Here is a 19,972-nt window from a genome sequence, read left to right as displayed (position 1 = left end):
GCGCGCCGAGACTCTATACATCCAACGCACAATCGAGGACGACATGAGCGTGGCTGAAAAATCCCAGAAGAAATCCGGCGGGCTTGGCGAAACCGTCAGCGTCATCGTCCAGGCGCTTTTGCTCGCCCTGGTCATCCGCACGCTGTTGTTCCAGCCCTTTTCGATCCCGTCGGGATCGATGCGGCCGACGCTTCTGGAAGGCGACTATCTGTTCGTCACCAAATGGTCCTATGGCTATTCGCGCTATTCGCTGCCTTTCGGACCTGACATCTTCTCGGGCCGCATCTGGGGCTCCGAGCCCAAGCGCGGCGACGTTGTGGTGTTCAAGTTCCCGCCGGATCCGTCCGTCGACTACATCAAGCGCGTGGTCGGCCTGCCCGGCGACAAGATTCAAATGAAGGATGGCCAGTTGTTCATCAACGGCGTCGGCGTGCCGCGCGTGAAGACCGGCCAGATCGACAATCCCGATATCACCGAAATGCCTCAGCCGATCGACGTCTACAGGGAAACCCTGCCCAACGGCGTCAGCTACGACACGCTCGACCTGAATCCGAATTCGATCGGCGACAACACGCGTGAATTCGACGTGCCGCCCGGTCACTATTTCATGATGGGCGACAACAGGGACAATTCGGCCGACAGCCGGTTCACCGTCGGCTACGTTCCGGCCGAGAACCTGGTTGGCCGCGCCAACCTTGTCTTCTTCTCGATCGCCGGCAAGGCAAGCCCTCTCGAAATCTGGAAATGGCCGTCGCTGATGCGCGTTTCGCGCCTGTTCCATTTCGTCAACTAGGGATGGCACCGGCAAAACGGCTGACCGCCGACGCGCTCGCCGAAGCGCTTGTGGAACGCACGGGCCATGCCTTTGCCGACCGCCAGCGCCTGCAGCGTGCGCTGACCCATGCCAGTGCCCGCGGTGCCAATGCCGGCACGGACTATGAGCGTTTTGAATTTCTCGGCGACCGGGTTCTCGGCCTGGTCGTTGCCGACATGCTGCTGGCCGCGTTTCCCGATGCGGCGGAAGGCGAATTGTCGCTGCGGCTCAACGCGCTGGTCAATGCCGAGGCACTCTCCGAGATCGCCGAACATATCGGGTTGCCGGACCTGATCCGCGCCGGATCCGATGTGCGCGGGCTCGAGGGGCGCAAGCGCGTCAATCTGCGCGCCGATGCGTTGGAATCGCTGATCGCCGTGCTCTACCTCGACGGTGGGCTGGAGGCGGCGCGTGCTTTCATCCATAAATACTGGCAGCCGCGTTCGCAGGCTTCCGGTGCGGCGCGCCGCGATGCCAAGACCGAATTGCAGGAATGGGCACATCAGGCCGCAAGTGCCGTGCCTGCCTACCAGATCGACAGCCGCGAGGGGCCGGACCACGATCCGCTGTTTACCGTCAGCGTCAGGGTTGGCGCTTTTCAGCCGGCAATCGGCAGCGGCCGTTCCAAACGTGAAGCGGAGCAGGCAGCTGCGGCTGCCCTTCTGCTGCGCGAAGGTGTATGGAACGCGGCATGACAAATATTGAAACTGCTGAAGCCCCTGCCACGCATTCCGGCTTCGTCGCTCTGATCGGCGCGCCTAACGCCGGCAAGTCGACGCTGGTCAACCAGTTGGTCGGCGCCAAGGTGTCGATCGTCACCCACAAGGTGCAGACGACGCGGGCCATCGTGCGCGGCATCGCCACGCATGACAACGCGCAGATCGTCTTCGTCGACACGCCGGGCATCTTCAAGCCCAAGCGACGCCTCGACACGGCAATGGTGACCACGGCCTGGGGTGGTGCCAAGGATGCCGATATCGTGCTGTTGCTGATCGACGCCGAGCGCGGCATAAGGGGCGACGCCGACGCCATCCTCGAACGGTTGAAGGACGTGCGTCAGCCGATGGCGCTCATTCTCAACAAGGTCGATCGGGTCAAGCACGAGACACTTCTGGCCCTGTCCGCGGCGGCGAATGAGAAAGTGCCGTTCAAGCGCACCTTCATGGTCTCCGCACTGACCGGCTCCGGCTGCAAGGACCTGCTCGATTATCTGGCGCAGGCGCTGCCGGCCGGCCCCTGGTACTATCCGGAAGACCAGATTTCCGACCTGCCGATGCGCCAGCTGGCGGCCGAGATCACCCGCGAAAAACTCTATCTGCGGCTGCATCAGGAACTACCCTATTCCTCGCATATCGAGACCGAGAAATGGGAAGAGAAGCCGGATGGCTCGGTGCGCATCGACCAGACCATCTATGTCGAGCGCGACAGCCAGAAGAAGATCGTGCTGGGCCACAAGGGCGAAACCATCCGCGCCATCGGCCAGGCGGCACGCATGGAGATTGCAGGCATCCTCGAGCAGAAGGTGCACCTGTTCCTGTTCGTCAAGGTGCGCGAGAACTGGGGCGACGATCCCGAGCGTTACCGCGAGATGGGTCTCGAGTTTCCTCACTAGGACAGATGGACGGCACGGTTACCATCGACACAGCCCTGGTTCGCCGGTTGGTCGCCGCGCAATTTCCCCAGTGGCACTGCCTTGCCGTCAGGCCCGTTGAATTTGGCGGCTGGGACAACCGCACCTTCCATCTCGGTGATGAGATGACCGTGCGGCTGCCAAGCGCTGCCGCCTATTCCCTGCAAGTGGAAAAGGAACATCGCTGGCTGCCGAGATTGGCGCCGCTTTTGCCGCTGCCCATTCCGGTACCGCTGGCGATGGGCGTTCCGGCTGGTGGCTATCCCTGGCATTGGTCCGTCTATGGCTGGATCGAAGGCGAGACCGCGAAACCGGATCGCATCGCCAACCTGTCTCAATTCGCTGCGGACCTGGCCGGGTTCCTGACTGCGTTGAAACGCATCGATCCGACCGATGGACCTTCGCCAGGGCAGCACAACTTCTGTCGCGGCGGACCACTGACCGTTTATGACGACGAGGCAAGGCAAGCCATCACCGCCCTTGGCAACCGCGTCGATGCCAGTGCGGCGCGTGCCGTTTGGGAAGCAGCCCTTGCTGCGACCTGGCAAGGACTGCCTGTCTGGTTCCATGGCGATGTTGCCGAGGGGAATCTCCTCGTTGAGGACGGCCGCCTGAGCGCCGTGATCGACTTCGGCACCTCCGGCGTCGGCGCCCTCATGCGACCTCGTGATCGCCTGGACCCTGTTCGAGGGCGAGAGCAGGGAAGTTTTCCGCGCCGGCATCGCGGTCGACGACGCAGCCTGGGCACGCGGACGTGGCTGGGCGTTGTGGAAGGCGCTGATCACCGCCGCCGGTCATATAGACAACTCGGTTGAAGTCGACAAATCCTGGCGCGTCATCGACGCGGTGCTGGCCGATCACAGGCGCCGGACGTGATGTGATTCCTTGATCGTCCTTGTTTCTGCTCGCCTGTGTTTGTCGCGTTGGGCTTGAAAAGTGGTCCCGTGCAGACTCACGGTAAGCGGGTGGCTGTCACAATCGATAGCGTTGGAGCGTGCGACAGCCTGTTTCGACCGCCTTGGCGAGATTTGGCCGACTTGGCAGGCGGTGTTGGAATTCCCTTGCGTCATCACGGGACATAGGACGCCTGCTTCACATCTGTGGCACGCAACGTAACGGTTACTTTTCAATATAAGTAGCCAAGAAATGCCATTTCCAGGCCATTATTTGGAAACATCTCGTGCTGAACGTATAGTTAGCCGAGAAACTATCCGAATATATATTGAATATGTAACGTTGTGCCAATTGTGCCAACCGCTATGTCGGCAAGTGTTATTTGTGCAACACAACATTAATCTGTTCGCAGAATCTCCTTTATTTCCAAAACCGTCATTGAAGGCGGAAGTTTGATGGGTATGTTCGCCGCGAAAAGGGGACGCGGTGCGCGCCTTTTTCGTTGTGGGGGTGAGGCGGGAAAACATATCCGCCAGCCACAAATCCGAAGCCATTTAAAACTATGACTGGAGAGGTCAGAAAATGAACATCAAGAGCCTCCTTCTCGGCTCAGCCGCGGCACTGATCGCGGTCTCCGGCGCTCGCGCCGCGGACGCGGTCGTCGTCGCCGAACCGGAACCGGCCGAATACGTCAAGATCTGCGACGTCTACGGCGCCGGCTACTTCTACATCCCGGGCACCGAGACCTGCCTGCGCATCGGCGGCTATGTCCGCTACGACATCGGCGTCGGCGATGCCGGCTCGTTAGATGGTGTCAACCATGTTCCGGACCATCAGAACGCCGGCGACACGCACTCTACCTACTACAAGAACACCCGTTTCACGTTGAAGACCTGGACCGGCCAGGAAACCGAACTCGGTACCCTTAAGACCTACACAGAGACTCGCTTCAACTACGGCAACAGCAGTGGCGACTATGCCAACCAGAACGCTTCCAATGCGGACGACTGGCAGGGCCGCAACAAGTCGCTCTCGCTGCGTTTCGCCTGGATTCAGCTCGGTGGCCTGCGCGTCGGTAAGGACGATACGGCTTTCGATACGTTCATCGGCTACGCCGGCAACGTCATCCAGGATACGCTGGTTCCGTATGGCGGGCAGGAGAGCAACGTCGTTCAGTACTACTTCGACGCAGGCAACGGCCTCACGGGGTTGGTCTCTCTCGAAGAGGGCGCCGGCAAGGTCGGCACCATCGACAGCTATGTTCCGCATGTCGTCGGCGGCTTGAAGTATAAGGGCGATTGGGGTGCGATCACCGGCGTCGTCGCTTATGACAGCAACTATGAAGAAGTCGCCGGCAAGGTTCGTTTGGACGTGAATGTGAGCAAGGAACTGACGCTGTTCGTCATGGGCGGCTACGGTTCGGACAACAACCTCAACGACAATGCGGGCAACGCCATCGATGCCAGCGGCCGCGGCTTCTACAAGCAGTGGGGTGGCAACTGGGCAGTCTGGGGCGGCGGCACCTACAAGTTCAACGACAAGACTGCGTTCAATGCCCAGATCTCCTACGACGACTGGAAGAACCTCGGCATTGCCGCCAACGTTGCCTATACCGTTGTGCCCGGCTTTACGGTCACGGCTGAAGTCGACTACCTCAATGCGGGTAAGTTCGGCGACCCCGACTTCAACAACTGGACCAAGGCTACCAAGAAGAGCAGCCTCGGCGGCATCCTCCGCTTCCAGCGCTCGTTCTAACGATCGACCGATTCCACTCGAACGCCCGCAGCGCATCGCTGCGGGCGTTTTTGCGCGCTGTCACGGCGCCGGACTGCCAGGCACCAAAGCCTCATCTTGATTTCGCCACCCAACGGGTGAAAAGCTCTGGGCATGGAATGGCGCGACGAGGGAATCATTCTCGGCACCCGCAAGCATGGCGAAACCAGCGCCATCCTCGAGGTGATGACTCGTGCGCATGGCCGCCATCTCGGCCTTGTCCGTGGCGGCCGCTCGCGCAAGCAGCAACCCGTTCTCCAGCCCGGCAATCGCGTCGATCTGTTATGGCGCGCACGCCTTGACGAGCATCTCGGCACCTTTCAGGCCGAGGCGATCGAGATGAATGCCGCGCGGCTGATGGACAGCGCCGTTGCTGTCTATGGCCTTCAGACCATGGCCGCGCATTTGCGCCTGTTGCCCGAGCGCGATGCCCATGGCGGCCTTTACGAGGCGCTCGCCGTGATGATCGTCCATCTCGACGATGCCGATGCCGCCGGCGAACTGGTGGCGCGCTTCGAGCTTCTGATCCTCGATGAACTCGGCTTCGGCCTCGACCTCAGCCAATGCGCGGCGACCGGCACAAGGCAGGATCTTGCCTATGTCTCACCGAAGTCGGGCCGCGCGGTGTCGCGCGAAGCCGGTGCGCCGTGGCGCGACAAGATGCTGGCGCTGCCGGCCTTTCTACAGCGCGGCTCCGGCCTGCGCGCCGATCCCGCGGCGGTCGAGGATGCCTTCCGGCTGACCGGCTTCTTCTTTGCCCGCCATGTCTATGAGCCGCGTGCCATCGAACAGCCCGACGCCCGCGCCGGCTTTCTCGCCGCGCTGCGCAAACATCACGCGGCGCGCAAGGCCATTGCCGGAGACAATGCTGCCAGAGAAATCATCACATGAGCGAAGTCGAACTCTATCCGGGCCGGGTCTCGCCGCTCGGCCTCGGCACCATTCCGCACGCCGACATCCTGAAATACACTGGCCTGGAATTGCTGCAACGAATCATCGACGGCAAATATCCGGCACCGCCGATCTCGTTCCAGCTCAGCTTCGCACTGACCGAAGTGTCGGAAGGTCGTGCTGTGTTCCGCGGCGTGCCGAATGAGCGCCACCTCAACCCTTTGGGCGGCGTCCATGGCGGCTGGGCGGCGACGTTGCTCGATTCGGCGCTGGCCTGCGCCGTGCAGACGCTGCTCGAGAGGGGCGAGGCCTACACGACGGCGGAGTTCAAGGTGAATCTCACGCGGCCGATCACGCCCAGGACCGGTGAGGTGGTCTGTGAAGGCAAGGTGGTCCACAAGGGCCGCACGCTTGCCGTTTCGGAAGCGACGCTCAGGGATGCCGCTGGCAAGTTGCTGGCTTTCGGCACCGAGACATGTTCGATATTTCCAGCCGCCAATCTGGCGGCACGTTGAGTTTTCCAGCCGTTTAGCCGCCGCATTTGAATGTCAGTGAGATGAAACGTCAGTGAAAACTGGCCTGGTTTGGGGGAACCGCCATGTTTGAAAGCCTGATCGGCCTTGCCGCCATCATCGCCTTGTTCGTCATCATTTCGCGCCAGCAGAGTCGCATCGGCCTTGTCGAGCGCGAACTTGGCGCACTGCGCAGCCTCATCCTGTCGGGCGCGGTGCCGCCGGTGGCCAAGCCGTCCGAGCAGGCCGCGACCGACAGCAAACCTGCAGATGTGGTTGCGGCGGTAGCCGCGGCCGATATGGCTTCGCCTGCGGTGAGCGAGGCCATCGTCGCGCCGGCGCAGGCTCCCGAGCCGGTGGCCGTCGCGACCAGCGAGGCTGTGCCCGGCCCCTGGTCCGCGGGCGAGGCTCCGAAGGCCGCGGAACCCGTCGAGCCGGTTGCGGCGGCCAAGGCCCCCGGCAAGCCGGACATCGAAACGGCGCTCGGCACGCGCTGGGCGGTCTGGGTCGGCGGGATCGCCCTGGCGCTGGGTGGCCTGTTCCTGATCCGCTACACCATCGAGGCCGGCATTTTCGGCCCCGGCGTGCGGCTCACCATGGCAGCGGTGCTCGGGTTGGTGCTGGTCGCCGGCGGCGAGTTCATTCGCCGCACCGGTTTCAAGGTTCCGGTGCAAGGCGTTGCCGGCGCCTATATTCCGGCGATTCTGACGGCGGCCGGCGCCTTCATCCTGTTCGGCACCGTCTATGCCGCCCATGGTATTTACGGCTTCATCGGCCCGGCGCCTGCCTTCACGCTGCTCGGCGCCATCGGCGTGGCGACGATCGTCGCTGCTCTCGTCCACGGTCAGGCCCTGGCCGGCATCGGTCTCGTCGGTTCCATGGCGACGCCGGCGCTTGTGTCCTCGCAGGCGCCAAATCCATGGGCGCTGTTCGTCTATCTCGCGATCGTGCTTGCCGCCACGGCGGCGATCGCCCGCATGCGCGACTGGAAGTTCCTGATAGCGGCCGCCTTCTTCGGCACCGGCGCCTGGACCATCGCCTATATGACGAACGCGCCCGGCGCCGACCTTGCCGTCATCCTGTTCATCGACACCGTGACGCTTGCCGTGCTTGCCCTTGTCTGGCTGGGCAGTCGTGGCGGCGAAGAAGAAACTGCAAAGCAGGGCTTCGACTGGCCGTCGATCGTGCCGGGCGTTTTTGTTGCGTTTTCGGCGCTGGGCCTATCCGTCGACTCCACACTTGTCGCTGCCGGCGATGCCTTGCCTGGCGCTTTGGTCCTCGTCGCCCTTGTCGCCACCGCGCTCTACCGACCGCGCGCTTTGCCGCTGCTGCACACCGCCGGGGTGGTGAGCGTGATGATCTATCTCGGCATCATTCCGCCCACCACCATCGGCCCCGATTTGTCCCAGGGCAACATAGGCTTTGACGGCCTGCAGGTGGCGGCCGGAAATCCTTTGACGCTGCGCATCGGCATTGGCCTCGGTCTCGTCTTCGTCGGCGCCGGTTTCTGGGCCGCCCGCCGTTTCGCCGCCGTCGCGCGGATCCGCGCGGCATGCTGGGCAGCATGGGGCATCGCTGCGCCGCTGGTCATCCTGCTGGCGCTGTGGCTCACTTACGGCAACCTCGACCGCGACTTTGTCTACGCCGCCGCAGCAGTGCTGCTGGTGGTGGTTTTCGCCGGCGGTGGCGACTGGATCGCGCGCGCCGAAGAGCCACCGCTCAGGGGCGGCATGGCGGTGTCCTTTGCTCTTGGCGGCGCGGCGATCGCCGGTCTCTTGATGTTGCACATGGCTTTCGATTCCGGCTGGACCACCATTCTGCTCGGTGCCGCTGCCATCGTACCGGCGCTGGCCACGCGTTGGCGCTCTTACCCGGTGCTTGGCTGGATTTCGGTTGGCGCGGCGATCGCCGTGCTTGGTCGTGTCGGCTTCGATCCGACCATCGTCGGCGCTGAATTCCTCTCCAGGACACCGGTGTTCAACTGGCTTCTGCCGGGCTATGGCGTCCCGGCGCTCGCCTTCGGCTTCGCTGCCTGGCAGCTCGCCCGCACCACCAAAGGCCGGCCTCGCCTCGCCATGGAAGCGGCGGCGGCGCTGTTTGCGCTGCTTGCCGTTGCCATGCTGGTGCGCCACGCCATGCATGGCGGCGTCATCGACACGGGGGCGATGACGCTTGCCGAGCAGGCGATCTACACGCTGATTGCCATCGGTGCCGGCGCCATCCTGGTCGCCATCGACATGCGCTCGCCAAGCTCGGTGCTGCGCTATGGTTCGATGGCGGCGGGTGTGGTTTCGGTCGCCCTCATCGCCGTCAGGCATTTCGTGGTGCTGAACCCGCTATTCACCGACGAATCGACCGGCCAGATCCCTGTGTTCAACCTGTTGTTCCTCGCCTATCTCCTGCCGGCCATCGCGGCCGGCGGGCTGGCGCTGTATGCTCGCAACAAGCGGCCGAAATGGTATGCGCAAATGTTGGCGGTGGTGGCGGCCGTGCTTGCCCTGGCCTATGCCACGCTGTCGGTGAGGCGGCTGTTCAAGGGCGAGTTTATCGGCCTGTGGAGCGGGCTCGGCCAGCTGGAAACCTACACCTATTCGGCGCTCTGGCTGGTGATCGGCGTGGCGCTGCTCACCGCCGGCGTCTGGCTGAAATCGCAGGTGCTGCGCATTGCCTCGGCCGCGCTGATCGCGATCGCCGTGCTGAAGGTCTTCCTCTTCGACATGTCGGAACTGGAAGGCGTGCTCAGGGCGCTGTCCTTCATCGGCCTGGGCGCCGTGCTGATCGGCATCGGCCTGTTCTACCAGCGGCTTTTGACCAGGGCAGCGAAGGAAAACGGATAAAGGCAAACAAGAACAATAAGATTTCAGTCCGGCCGGGAATAAACCGGCACCCGCCAGCGTTGTCTCATTGCTTGGGTGACCGGGGCGGTGGACCGCTTCGCGCTGGCCGCTTGCGTCGCGCCCGGAAGGCGCGTTGAATCGGGATCAATAAGGGCGATTTCAGAACCAGCGGTCATGGACGAAAAGAAGGCAGCAATCCTTGGCGAAATACCGCGCCTGCGCCGCTACGCACGCTCGCTGTTGCGCGACCGCGATTCTGCCGACGACCTCGTTCAGGACTGCCTCGAGCGCGCACTCATGCGGCTCGACAACTGGCAGACGGGAGAAAGCCCCAGGAGGTGGCTGTTTACGATCATGCATCATTTGTTCATCGACCAGATGCGCAAGGTGAACCGTCGCGGCGAAGCGGCAATGCTGCCGCTCGAAGCAGGCGAGGCGGTGGCCCAGCCGGCCGAGCAGCTGGAGGGCATTGCCTCGCGCGAGATCATCGACGCGCTGCAGGCGATCAGCCCCGATCGCCGCGCCGCCCTTGTCATGGTCGCCATCGAAGGCTTTTCCTATGCCGAGGCCGCCAACATGCTGGGCGTGCCCGCCGGCACGCTGATGTCGCGCATTGCGCGCGGGCGTGAGGAATTGCGCGGCTTGCTGGATGACACGGCGCGCCGCCGCGCGATAAGGATCGTCGAGAAATGATCCGCCGCGATTTTTCAGAACGTGACATCCACATGGCGCTCGACGGCGAACTGCCGGCCGACGAACGTGCCGCCTACGATGCCTGGCTCGACGCCAACCCCGAGATGAAGGCCAGGAGCGCCCGCTTCACAGCCGACCGCGAGGCATTGCGCTCAGCCTTTGCCGGCGTGCTGGATGAGTCTGTTCCCGCGCGCTTGCGCAAGGTGGTGCTCGGCGAAGCGCCTGTTAAGGCCGTGGTGCCAGGCTCGCGCTGGTGGCTTGCCGCTGCCGCGGCCGTGCTTTTGGCCACGGGCGGTTTTGGCGGCTATTTTGCCGGCGTCGGCGGCATCGGACAGGAGGATCCGGCGGAGGATCGGCTCGCCGAACAGGCGATTGCCGCCCATGTCATCTACGCCGCCGAGAAGCGCCATGCGGTGGAAGTGCCGGCCAGCGACAAGGATCATTTGCAAACCTGGCTGTCCAATCGGGTCGGGCTGAAGCTGGTGGCGCCGGACCTGACCGCGAACGGCTTCCAACTGGTCGGCGGCCGCTTGCTGCCGGCCGGCGAGGCCAAGGCCGCGATGCTGCTCTACGAGGACGACAAGGGCGAACGCATATCGCTTTTCGTCACCGCGGAATCGGCGGAGAATGCCAAGGGCACCTATGCTTCGGCGCAGGACGGCCCGCAGGCCGTCTACTGGCTGGACAAGGGCTATGGCTGCGCCGTCGTCGGCTCGTTGCCGCGCGAGCAATTGGCGGTCGTGGCCAAGAGTGCCTATGGCCAGCTTCTGGCAGGCCTCGCAAGCTGAGTTGGCCGCAATTGTTCGCAGCCGGTGGCCTATCAAAACAGCGATCCTGTTCAAAGCCCGCGGGCTTCCTTGCCGGCGCGGAAACTGTCACAATTCGGCCCTAATCAAGGAGCGATAGCGCTTGATGAATACCGGCGCTTCAGCCGGTGTTTGCGACGCTTTTGACCGGGGCCGTTTCCGCAACGCAATCGAGGTTTTCTCAAGTCGCATGCCTGCCGAGATCCGCACGGCCCGCGCGTCTGACGTCGATGATCTCGCCGCCATCGAGAAAGCCGTTTTTTCGAGCGATCGCATTTCCCGTCGCTCCTTTCGCCTGTTCATCGAGCGCGAGACCGCCGAGACGCTGGTCGCCGAAGTGGATGGCCGCGTCGCCGGCTACGCGATCGTGCTGTTTCGCAAGGGCAGTGGGGTGGCGCGGCTTTACTCCATAGCCACGGGTCCGTTTTTTGGCGGGCTGGGTGTCGGCCGCATGCTGCTTGCGTCGGCGGAGGAGGCGGCCTTCGAACACGACCGCATGATGCTGCGTCTCGAAGTGCGCGAGGACAACAGCCGCGCCATCCGCATCTACGAGCAGGCCGGCTACCGTAAGATCGGCCGTGAGCCGGGCTACTACGAGGACGGCGAGACCGCACTTCGCTATGAGAAAACCTTACGCGGCGACGTTCCGATCGCCACCAGGGTGCCGTTCTATCAGCAGACCTGCGAGTTCACCTGCGGCCCATGCTGCCTGATGATGGCCATGGCCAATTTCGATCGGGGCTTCGTGCCCGATCCGGTGATGGAAATCCGCCTCTGGCGCGAAGCGACGACCGTCTTCATGATGTCGGGACCGGGCGGCTGCGAACCATTTGGCCTCGCTGTCTCGGGGTACGAAAGCGGCCTCGCGGCGGAGATTTTCGTTTCCTTCTACGGCGCGCTTTTCCTGCAGTCGGTGCGCAGCGAGGACAAGCGCCGGGTGATGGAACTGGCCCAAGTCGACTTTCGCCGCCGCGCGGAACTATACGGCATCCCGGTGAATTACCGCTCATTCAGCATCGATGACATCCGAACCGCGATCGCTGCGGGAAAACTGGTGCTGGTGCTGATCAGCGGCTTCCTGATGTTCGGCAAGAAGGTGCCGCATTGGGTGCTGGCCATCGGCGATGATGGCGATCATATTCTGATCCACGATCCCTGGGTCGAGGACGAAAGGCAGGAAACCATCCTTGATGCCGCCAACATTCCCGTGCCCTACGGCATCTTCATGAACATGGCGCAGTTCGGCCGCGACGGACTGCGTGCCGCCATAACTCTGGGGAAGCGCGACACACAATGACCTGGGTCATCCTTACCGGCCGGCAGAGCGATCTCGACCAGGTGGCGACACCGCACAAGATCATCACCAATCGCGATTATCTCGCGCATCCGTCGCTGTTCCGTGGCCAGCGGCCGAAGGTCATCAACCTGTCGAACAACTATGGCTACCAGAGCCGTGGCTACTATGCCTCGCTGTTGGCGAGCTCGCGCGGCCACAAGGTCATCCCGACCGTCGAGACGATGATCGACCTGTCGGAGCGCAAGCTCTACGAACATGCGCTGCCGGAGCTGGAACTGGCGCTCAACAAATGCCGCAAGGACCTCGGCGGCGCCTTTCCGGCCAAGGTGTGTATCTTCTTCGGCATCGGCCCCTCGAAGGTCTGGGACCGCTTCGCCAAGCTGTTGTTCGACTGGTTCCGGGCGCCGGCGCTCGAGGTCCACATCAAGGACAGTGCCGAATGGGCCTCGATCCGCAAGATCGGGTTCCATCCGCTGGCGCGCATGACCGAGGACGAGGAAAAAAGCTTCATCCAGTGCCTGGAGACCTACACCAACCGCGAATGGCGCGACACCAAGGGGCGCACGCCGGCGCGCTACACTTTCGCCACGCTGGTCGATCCGCATGAGGAATTGCCGCCGTCGGAAATCTCGTCGCTGCGCTACTGGGCCAAGATCGCCGAAAAGATGGGCGTCGAAATCGAGCCCATCACCAAGAAGGATCTTGCCAAGCTCGCCAACTACGATGCGCTGTTCATCCGCGAGACCACCTCGATCTCAAACCACACCTATCGTTTCGCCCGCCGTGCCCAGCAGGAAGGCATGCCGGTCATCGACGATCCGCTGTCGATGATCCGTTGCACCAACAAGGTCTATCTCAACGAACTGATGTCCTACAACAAGGTGCCGGTGCCGCCGACAGTGATGATCGCTGGCACCTCCGACTTCGAACTGGCCGCACAGACGCTGGGCTTTCCGCTGGTGCTGAAGATCCCGGATTCGTCCTTCTCGCGCGGCGTCAAGAAATGCGGGAATCTGGAGGAGCTGACACGGCTTGCGACGGAGTGGCTGGAGGATTCCGACCTTCTCATCGCGCAGAAATTCATTCCGACCGAATATGACTGGCGCGTCGGCGTGCTCGGCGGCCAGCCGCTGTTTGCCGTGCACTATCTGATGGCCAAGAAGCACTGGCAGATCGTCAACCACAAGGCCAATGGCAAGCCCGACCAGGGCGGTATCAAGACCTTTACCCTGAAGGAGACGCCGCCCCATGTCGTCGAGACCGCGGTCAAGGCGGCGCGCTGCATCGGCGATGGCCTTTACGGCGTCGACCTCAAGGAGACCAAGGACGGCGTCTTCGTCATCGAGGTCAACGACAACCCCAATCTCGACCATGGCTGGGAAGATTCCGGCGAGAAGGACGAGGTCTGGGTGCGGCTGACGCAATGGTTCCTGGAGCGGCTCGACCGGCCGGGACGACAATAATTCAACCAGAGCGGCTCTGCGTTTCACGGAAACGGCGAGCCGCTCTATCTCTTTGTTTTGAAGCAATCCCTGTGGGGAAACCGCTTCACACTTTTCCTGGAATTGCTCGGGGGAAACATGCAGTTCATCGTGATCGAGGATTTCACCGGCTGCGATCGCAAGGATATCTATCGCCGCTTCCGCGATCGGGGCCGCCTGAAGCCGGAGGAACTTGTCGTGCACCACAGCTGGATCGCGGCAGATATGAGCCGCTGCTTCCTGCTGGTGGAGACGGACGACGTCACGCTGCTGCAGCGCTGGGTGATCGAATGGGCTGATCTGGTCGAGTTCGAGATTGTTCCGGTCGCGACGAGCAAGGACATGGTGGCGGCCTTGAGCGGGCACCTCTGATCATCGGGGTCTGTCAGATCAACGCAGCGCCGGCGAGCCCACTGTGCGCCGGCATTCGGTGATCAGCCAATCGCGGAACGCCGCTACCACGTCACGCCCGGCGCTGCGCTCCGGTATCGTCAGGCAATAGGGCTGGCGCAACGCTATCGCCCTGGCGGCGGGCCGGACCAGCCTGCCATCCTCCACCGCTTCGGCACAATAGACCCCTTGCGCCAACGCCACACCCAGCCCCGAAATGGCTAGGTCGAGTGCGGCGCGCGACGAGTTGGCCGACAAGCCGCGCTGCGCCGCCCGGCCGGGTTGCACACCTTCAGCCTCGAACCAGTTGCGCCAGGACGGAAACGAGGCGCCGGTCGGGCCCCAATCGGTATGGATCAGCGGCAGCCCTGCGAGTGGACCGCCGTCAGCCTTGATCCCGCTGGCAAGTCCTGGCGCGCAGACCGGATAAACGGCGTCCCGGGCGATATCCTCGGTCGGGTGCTCGCGATAGTGCGGACCGTAGGAGAGCCTGATGTCGATCAGTTCGCGGTCGAACGGCACCGGGTCGTCGTCGCCGCGCAGCGATATGTCGGCGGCGCCATGGCTGGCGACAAAGCCGGCGAGGCGCTGCGAAAGCCAACCCATGGCCATGGATGGCGGCACCGAGACCACCAGGCGCGGGCGGAAGGCATCGCCGCCCAACTCGCGCGAGACACTGCCGATTTCCTGGAAGGCCAGGGTCAGCCGAGGCAGCATTTCCACGCCGGCCTCGGTAAGCACAACCTTGCGGCTGACCCGATGAAACAGCTGACGGCCCATTTGTTCCTCGACGGTGCGGATGAGCTGGCTGACGGCGGCGGCCGAGACCGAAAGCTCTTCCGCCGCAGCGGCAAAGCTGCCCGTGCGCGCCGCAGCCTCGAAAGCCTGAAGTCCTTTGAGAGATGGAGATGTGACCATGACTACCGGATAGATAAGGTAAGCTTATCTAAATTGCAGCAATCGTCGTTTTTGGAAAGCTTTTTCATCGACTAGAGTGGGCCTCATCAAACCCCCAGCCTGGATCGAAGCCGATGGACCATCGCGACATAATCGCGTCATTGACCCCTGAAGAGCGCAGTCGCCTGACCGCCAAATCCAATGTTGCGGGCCTCCTGCAACTCGGTGCTCACTGGGGTGCGATTGTGATCACCGGATCGTTGATCGCGGCCAAGGTGCCGTTCTGGCCGCTGCTCATGCTGCCGCAAGGCATATTGATCGTGTTCCTGTTCACGCTACTGCACGAGACGGTCCATCGCACGGCCTTCGAGACACAGTGGTTGAATGACGTCGTGGCGCGGGTGTGCAGCCTGGTGCTCGCGCTGCCGGCGGACTGGTTCCGCTATTTCCATTTCGCTCATCACCGTTTCACCCAGGACCCCGAAAACGATCCGGAACTGGCTTTTCCCAAGCCGGAAACGCTGTGGCAATATCTCGTGCATGTGTCCGGCATCCCGCTGTGGTGGGGCCATCTCAAGACGCTCTACGCCAATGCAGTTGGCGGCGGCCAGGAAGGCTATGTGCCGCCGAAAGGCCGGCCCAAGGTGCGGGCCGAGGCGCGCGCCATGATTGCCTTCTATGCCGTCGTTCTTCTGCTGGCCGTTTATTTCCGGCTCACCGTGCTTCTTTACGTCTGGATCATTCCCGCTCTGCTCGGTCAGCCCTTTCTGCGCCTCTATCTCCTGGCCGAGCACGGCCGCTGTCCGTTCGTTGCCAACATGCTGGAGAATACGAGAACCACGCTGACCAACTGGGTGGTGCGCAAGCTCGCCTGGAACATGCCGTTCCATGCCGAGCATCACGCCTATCCCGGTGTGCCGTTTCATCAACTGCCGCAGTTTCACGCGCTGATCGAGCGGCATCTAAAGGTGGTCGAACCCGGCTATGTCAGTTTCCACGAGAAATATTTGGAAACGCTGCGTTGATGATGATGCGCGGTCGGCAACCGGTCGCGCCCTGCTCGAGGACGCGGCCGGCGTGACGGGCTAGACCTGTGCGGTGCCACCGTCGACGAACAGCTCAGCCCCGGTGACAAAACTGGAATCATCGGAGGCCAGGAACACAGCCGCCTTGCCGATCTCGTCAGGGTCGCCGAGCCGGCCCATAGGCACCTGGGTAGCAAGGAAATCAAGCAAACCCTTCTGCTGTTCGGCTTCGGGTCCGGCAAGCTCGGCAAGGCCTGTCGTACGGGTCGGACCAGGGCTGAGGATGTTGACGCGGATCTGCCGCTCCTTCAGGTCGATTATCCAGCTGCGGGCAAAATTACGCAGCGCAGCCTTCGACGCGCCATAGACGCTGAACGCCGCAGCGCCGGTTGAGCCTGCGGTCGAACCGGTCAGGATCACCGAGGCACCGTCGGCCAACAGTGCGAGCGCTTTCTGCACCGTGAACAGCACGGCCTTGACGTTGCGGTCGAATGTTTCGTCGAAATGCTGCTCGGTTATCTGGCCGAGCGGCAGCATGGAACCACCGCCGGCGTTGACCGAGAGCACATCGATACGGCCGCTTTGTGCTTTCACCTGAGCGTAGAGACGGTCGAGATCGGTGAAACTGGTCGAGTCGGCTTGGATACCGGTGGCGTTTTTGCCGATTGCTGCGACGGCCTTGTCGATCTCGGCCTGTCGCCGTCCGGTAATGTAGACATGCGCACCTTCCGCGGTGAAGCGCTTGGCAATACCAAGGCCGATGCCGCTGCTGCCGCCGGTAACCACGGCGATCTTTCCTTCGAGTTTCCTTGTCATTTTCGTCACTCCTGTTGTGGGTGACAGAGACATATGGACAGGTGTATCCTTTCGAAATAGCAATGCTTGCAAACAATCATTGCAGGATTGATGATGTCGAAAGTCCCGGACTTTGAAGGTTTGGCCATGTTCGCGAAGGTCGCGGAGGAGCGATCCTTTGCCGCCGCCGCACGTGTGCTTGGCCTGTCGGTGGCGACGGTGTCACGTGGCGTCAGCCGCCTGGAGGAGCGGCTTGGCGCGCGGCTTTTCAACCGGACGTCGCGCCGCCTGGCCCTCACGGATTTCGGTCATCGGCTCGCCGAGCGCGCGTCTCGCCTCTACCGCGACGCGGAGGATGCCGAGAACGCGATGCGAGAACTGTCGGCCAGTCCTCGCGGCCTTGTACGCCTGGCCGTTCCAATGTCGTTCGGGCTGAGGTGGGTGGCGCCGCTGCTTCCTGATTTCTTCAGGCTCTATCCTGACGTGTCGATCGACATGCATCTAAGCGATGCGGTCGTCGATCTGGTCGGCGAGGGGTTCGATGCAGCTTTGCGGATTGCCGTGTTGCCGGATTCCTCGTTGGTTGCCCGGCGTTTGTGCAACATTGCCCCGTTCATCGTTGCGGCGCCGTCCTATCTTGCCAGGCATGGCCGGCCGGGCACGCCACGCGACCTCGACGCACATCACTGTCTTGGCTATGCCTATCGGCCGCGGCACGACGTTTGGCATTTCAGCAATGCCGCGGGCGATGAAGAGGTTGTCACACCGTCAGGACCGCTGCGGGTCACCAATTCCGACGCCCTCGTTCCGACTGTGCTGGCCGGGACCGCGATCGCCGAGCTGCCGGAATTCATCGCCAGCGAGTATCTTGCCGACGGGCGTTTGGAAGCGATCCTGACCGATTGGACTTTGCCGAAGGGCGCGCTGTATTTCGTAACGCCGTCGGCCCGCGCGCGCCCGGCCAAGGTCGAAGCCGTCGCCGGTTTCATGGCTGCCCACCTGTCAAAACCGAGCTGGCAACCGATCCATCAATAGAGGGCAGGGCGCCCTCGAACGAATCAGCCGGTCCGGCTGTGCAGAGCACGCGCCTTCAACAGACGCTGGATGTCCGCGGCCTTCGACGGCACGCCGATCAGATAGCCTTGCGCCTCGGCACAACCATTGTCGCGCAGCATATCGAGTTGCACCTCGGTCTCGACGCCCTCGGCGGTGACGACAATGCCAAGCTCTGTGCCGAGCCCGATAATGGTGCGCACGATCGCCGCCGTGTCGCGATTGCCCATGTCGTGAATGAAGGAGCGGTCGATCTTGATCTTGTCGACCGGGAAACGCCTGAGATAGCCGAGCGAGGAATAGCCGGTGCCGAAATCATCCAGCGCGATGCGGATGCCGAGATCGCGCAGCTGGCGCAGCGTCTTCAACACGGCTTTGCTTTCGTCCATCAGCACGGTTTCGGTGATTTCCAGTTCCAGCTGTCCGGCCGGCACGCCGGAAAAGGCCAGAGCCGAGATGACGCTGCGGGCAAACCCACCGCTTTTGAGCTGCACGGCCGAGACATTGACCGCGATGCGCAAGCCGGGAGGCCAGCTTGCCGCCGCCGTGCAGGCCTTCCTCAGCGCCCATTCGCCGAGCGGCACGATCAGTCCGGTTTCTTCGGCGACGGGAATGAACGCATCCGGCGCGACCGTGCCGCGCGCCGGAGAATGCCAGCGCATCAAGGCCTCCGCGCCGATGATCTCGCCGGAGGCGATGTTCATGATGGGCTGGAAATCGAGATCGAACTCCTGGCGCGGCAGCGCCGCGTCGAGGTCGACTTCGAGCGCCCGTCGGGCTTGCACAATGGCGTCCATCGCGGGCTCGAAGAAGCGATAGAGGTTTCTCCCTTCGCTCTTGGCCCGATAGAGCGCCGTATCGGCGTTTTTCAGCAGCGTATCGGCGTCCTTGCCGTCTTCGGGGAAAACGGCAATGCCCAGGCTGATGCCGATATGCATATCCCGGCTCTTGTCGCGAAACGGTTTTGCGATGGCCTCGACGATACGCTTCGCCAGCTTTTCAGCATCGGCAATACCCCTGGAGTTGAACTGCATGACGACGAACTCGTCGCCGCCGAAGCGGGCGACGACGTCTGTCTCATTGCGCAGGCAACGCTGCAGCCTCTCGGCGACGCTTTTCAAGAGCCAGTCGCCGGCGGGATGTCCCCAGGTGTCGTTGACCGCCTTGAAGCGGTCGAGATCGAGCGAGAAGATCGCCAGCGGCGGCGCCGCCGCGTCCTCCAGCGCCAGGTCGAGCCGTTCGCGAAACATCGAGCGGTTGGGCAGTCCGGTCAGCGTGTCGTGATGCGCAAGATGGATCATGCGCTCTTCGGTGCGTCGACGTTCGGTGACGTCGTCGAAGGTCACCACCCAGCCGCCACCGCTCATCGGCTGGCGCGTGACCAGAACCGTCCTGCCGTCGGTTAGATAACGATAGGCCGAGTGCATTTTCGCCGCCGCCAGGCAGGCCTCTGTCTTGGCGACCTCGCTGTCGACGTCGATCTGCTGATAGATGCCGAGTTCCAGGAGCTTTTCGAGCGCGTCGCGGTGCGTCGTTCCGAGCGGAAAGTCCGCCGCGGTGGCGTTGTAGAGCTCCAGAAAACGCCGGTTGCGCACGATCATCTTGCCGTCGGCGTCGTACATCAGCAGCCCTTGCGACATGTTGGCGAGTGCTGCGTCGAAACGGCGATGCTGCTCCTTGAGGTCCTGCTCGGCGCGCCGTTGTTCGGTGATGTCCTCGTAGATCGAGACCCAGCCGCCCACGGCCAGCGGGCGGTGTGAGATGTTGATGATGCGACCATCCGACAGCGTCTCTTCGTAAGTCGAGGGTTTCGCCTGGTCGATATAGGGTTTGCGGATGGAATAGAGCTCGTCGGCGCTTTGCGAGGCGATGCCGATGTCGACGCTGTGGCGCAGGATGTCGATGAAGTGGATGCCCGGTCGTACCAGCTTGGCGTCGAGGCAGAAGAGTTTGATGTAGTTGCCGTTGCAGATGATCATGCGTTCGTCGGCGTCGAACATGCACAGCCCATGCGACATGTTCTCGACAGCGGCTGAAAAGCGTTCGTTCTGTTCGCGCAGCTCGTCTTCCATGCGTCGCGGGCGCTCCACGCCTTCGGGCGCCCGCTCGGGGACGATCGAACCATCCTTGACATCCACGACGGGCATGAGGCGCGCCTGCGGTGTGATCGAACACCACACTGTT

Annotated in this window: 17 protein-coding genes and 1 pseudogene; 15 read left to right on the top strand and 3 right to left on the bottom strand. The window is 62.8% G+C overall.

Going from position 1 to position 19,972, the window contains the following annotated elements; translation table 11 throughout:
• The first annotated feature begins 43 nt into the window (after positions 1-43).
• The 13 genes and pseudogenes from lepB (at position 44) to JN279_RS27790 (ending at position 14,000) form a co-directional block, all read left to right on the top strand.
• Entirely contained in the window at positions 44-793 is a 750-nt protein-coding gene (gene lepB / locus JN279_RS27850; protein WP_095203241.1) for a signal peptidase I, read from the top strand.
• A gap of 2 nt (positions 794-795) precedes the next feature.
• The gene (gene rnc, locus JN279_RS27845) at positions 796-1,509 is read left to right on the top strand and encodes a ribonuclease III (RefSeq protein ID WP_202350772.1); all 714 of its coding nucleotides are present in this window, start codon (positions 796-798) and stop codon (positions 1,507-1,509) included.
• Positions 1,494-2,426, top strand: coding sequence for a GTPase Era (era, locus tag JN279_RS27840; protein ID WP_202350771.1), 933 nt, complete (start codon positions 1,494-1,496; stop codon positions 2,424-2,426). Before rnc ends, era begins: the two co-directional genes overlap by 16 nt.
• A 5-nt stretch (positions 2,427-2,431) precedes the next feature.
• Positions 2,432-3,320: pseudogene (locus JN279_RS27835) on the top strand (aminoglycoside phosphotransferase family protein).
• Between the two features lie 600 nt (positions 3,321-3,920).
• The gene (locus tag JN279_RS27830; RefSeq protein WP_202350770.1) at positions 3,921-5,093 is read left to right on the top strand and encodes a porin; all 1,173 of its coding nucleotides are present in this window, start codon (positions 3,921-3,923) and stop codon (positions 5,091-5,093) included.
• Positions 5,094-5,225: 132 nt separating this feature from the next.
• Positions 5,226-6,002, top strand: coding sequence for a DNA repair protein RecO (recO, locus tag JN279_RS27825; RefSeq protein WP_202350769.1), 777 nt, complete (start codon positions 5,226-5,228; stop codon positions 6,000-6,002).
• Positions 5,999-6,517 carry a PaaI family thioesterase gene (locus tag JN279_RS27820; RefSeq protein WP_096456331.1) on the top strand — a complete coding sequence of 173 codons (519 nt, stop codon included), beginning with the start codon at positions 5,999-6,001 and terminating at the stop codon, positions 6,515-6,517. Before recO ends, JN279_RS27820 begins: the two co-directional genes overlap by 4 nt.
• 83 nt (positions 6,518-6,600) lie before the next feature.
• Positions 6,601-9,351, top strand: a complete 2,751-nt coding sequence (locus tag JN279_RS27815; protein WP_202350768.1) for a DUF2339 domain-containing protein — start codon at positions 6,601-6,603, stop codon at positions 9,349-9,351.
• A gap of 174 nt (positions 9,352-9,525) precedes the next feature.
• A complete protein-coding gene (locus JN279_RS27810) occupies positions 9,526-10,044 on the top strand; it encodes an RNA polymerase sigma factor (RefSeq protein ID WP_096456335.1) in 519 nt (172 codons plus the stop codon).
• Positions 10,041-10,832, top strand: coding sequence for an anti-sigma factor family protein (locus tag JN279_RS27805; protein WP_202350767.1), 792 nt, complete (start codon positions 10,041-10,043; stop codon positions 10,830-10,832). The genes JN279_RS27810 and JN279_RS27805 overlap by 4 nt, the downstream gene beginning before the upstream one ends.
• Before the next feature lie 208 nt (positions 10,833-11,040).
• Entirely contained in the window at positions 11,041-12,147 is a 1,107-nt protein-coding gene (locus JN279_RS27800) for a peptidase C39 family protein (protein ID WP_202350766.1), read from the top strand.
• Positions 12,144-13,610 (top strand): RimK family protein, encoded by a 1,467-nt coding sequence (locus JN279_RS27795; RefSeq protein ID WP_202350765.1) that lies wholly within the window; start codon positions 12,144-12,146, stop codon positions 13,608-13,610. Before JN279_RS27800 ends, JN279_RS27795 begins: the two co-directional genes overlap by 4 nt.
• Before the next feature lie 129 nt (positions 13,611-13,739).
• The gene (locus tag JN279_RS27790; RefSeq protein ID WP_244734170.1) at positions 13,740-14,000 is read left to right on the top strand and encodes a DUF3303 domain-containing protein; all 261 of its coding nucleotides are present in this window, start codon (positions 13,740-13,742) and stop codon (positions 13,998-14,000) included.
• 18 nt (positions 14,001-14,018) lie between these two features.
• Here the strand turns inward: JN279_RS27790 and JN279_RS27785 are convergent, their stop codons facing one another.
• Entirely contained in the window at positions 14,019-14,936 is a 918-nt protein-coding gene (locus JN279_RS27785; protein ID WP_202350764.1) for a LysR substrate-binding domain-containing protein, read from the bottom strand.
• 113 nt (positions 14,937-15,049) lie between these two features.
• Between JN279_RS27785 and JN279_RS27780 the strand changes: the two genes are divergently transcribed.
• Complete coding sequence (locus tag JN279_RS27780; RefSeq protein ID WP_202350763.1) at positions 15,050-15,940, top strand: fatty acid desaturase family protein; 891 nt, start codon at positions 15,050-15,052, stop codon at positions 15,938-15,940.
• Between the two features lie 60 nt (positions 15,941-16,000).
• On the opposite strand, the gene JN279_RS27775 is transcribed toward JN279_RS27780, so the two are convergent.
• The gene (locus JN279_RS27775) at positions 16,001-16,756 is read right to left on the bottom strand and encodes an SDR family oxidoreductase (RefSeq protein WP_202350762.1); all 756 of its coding nucleotides are present in this window, start codon (positions 16,754-16,756) and stop codon (positions 16,001-16,003) included.
• 93 nt (positions 16,757-16,849) lie between these two features.
• On the opposite strand from JN279_RS27775, the gene JN279_RS27770 reads away from it, so the two are divergent.
• Positions 16,850-17,770 (top strand): LysR family transcriptional regulator, encoded by a 921-nt coding sequence (locus JN279_RS27770; RefSeq protein ID WP_202350761.1) that lies wholly within the window; start codon positions 16,850-16,852, stop codon positions 17,768-17,770.
• A 23-nt stretch (positions 17,771-17,793) separates the two neighbouring features.
• Here JN279_RS27770 and JN279_RS27765 read toward each other — a convergent pair whose 3' ends face one another.
• Positions 17,794-19,935 carry a putative bifunctional diguanylate cyclase/phosphodiesterase gene (locus tag JN279_RS27765; RefSeq protein WP_202350760.1) on the bottom strand — a complete coding sequence of 714 codons (2,142 nt, stop codon included), beginning with the start codon at positions 19,933-19,935 and terminating at the stop codon, positions 17,794-17,796.
• Positions 19,936-19,972 lie beyond the last annotated feature (37 nt).

The organism is Mesorhizobium sp. 113-1-2 (genome assembly GCF_016756475.1).
Lineage (GTDB): Bacteria > Pseudomonadota > Alphaproteobacteria > Rhizobiales > Rhizobiaceae > Mesorhizobium > Mesorhizobium loti_C.
Note: the sequence above shows the minus strand (reverse complement) of the source record. Positions and strands in the feature narration are given on the sequence as shown.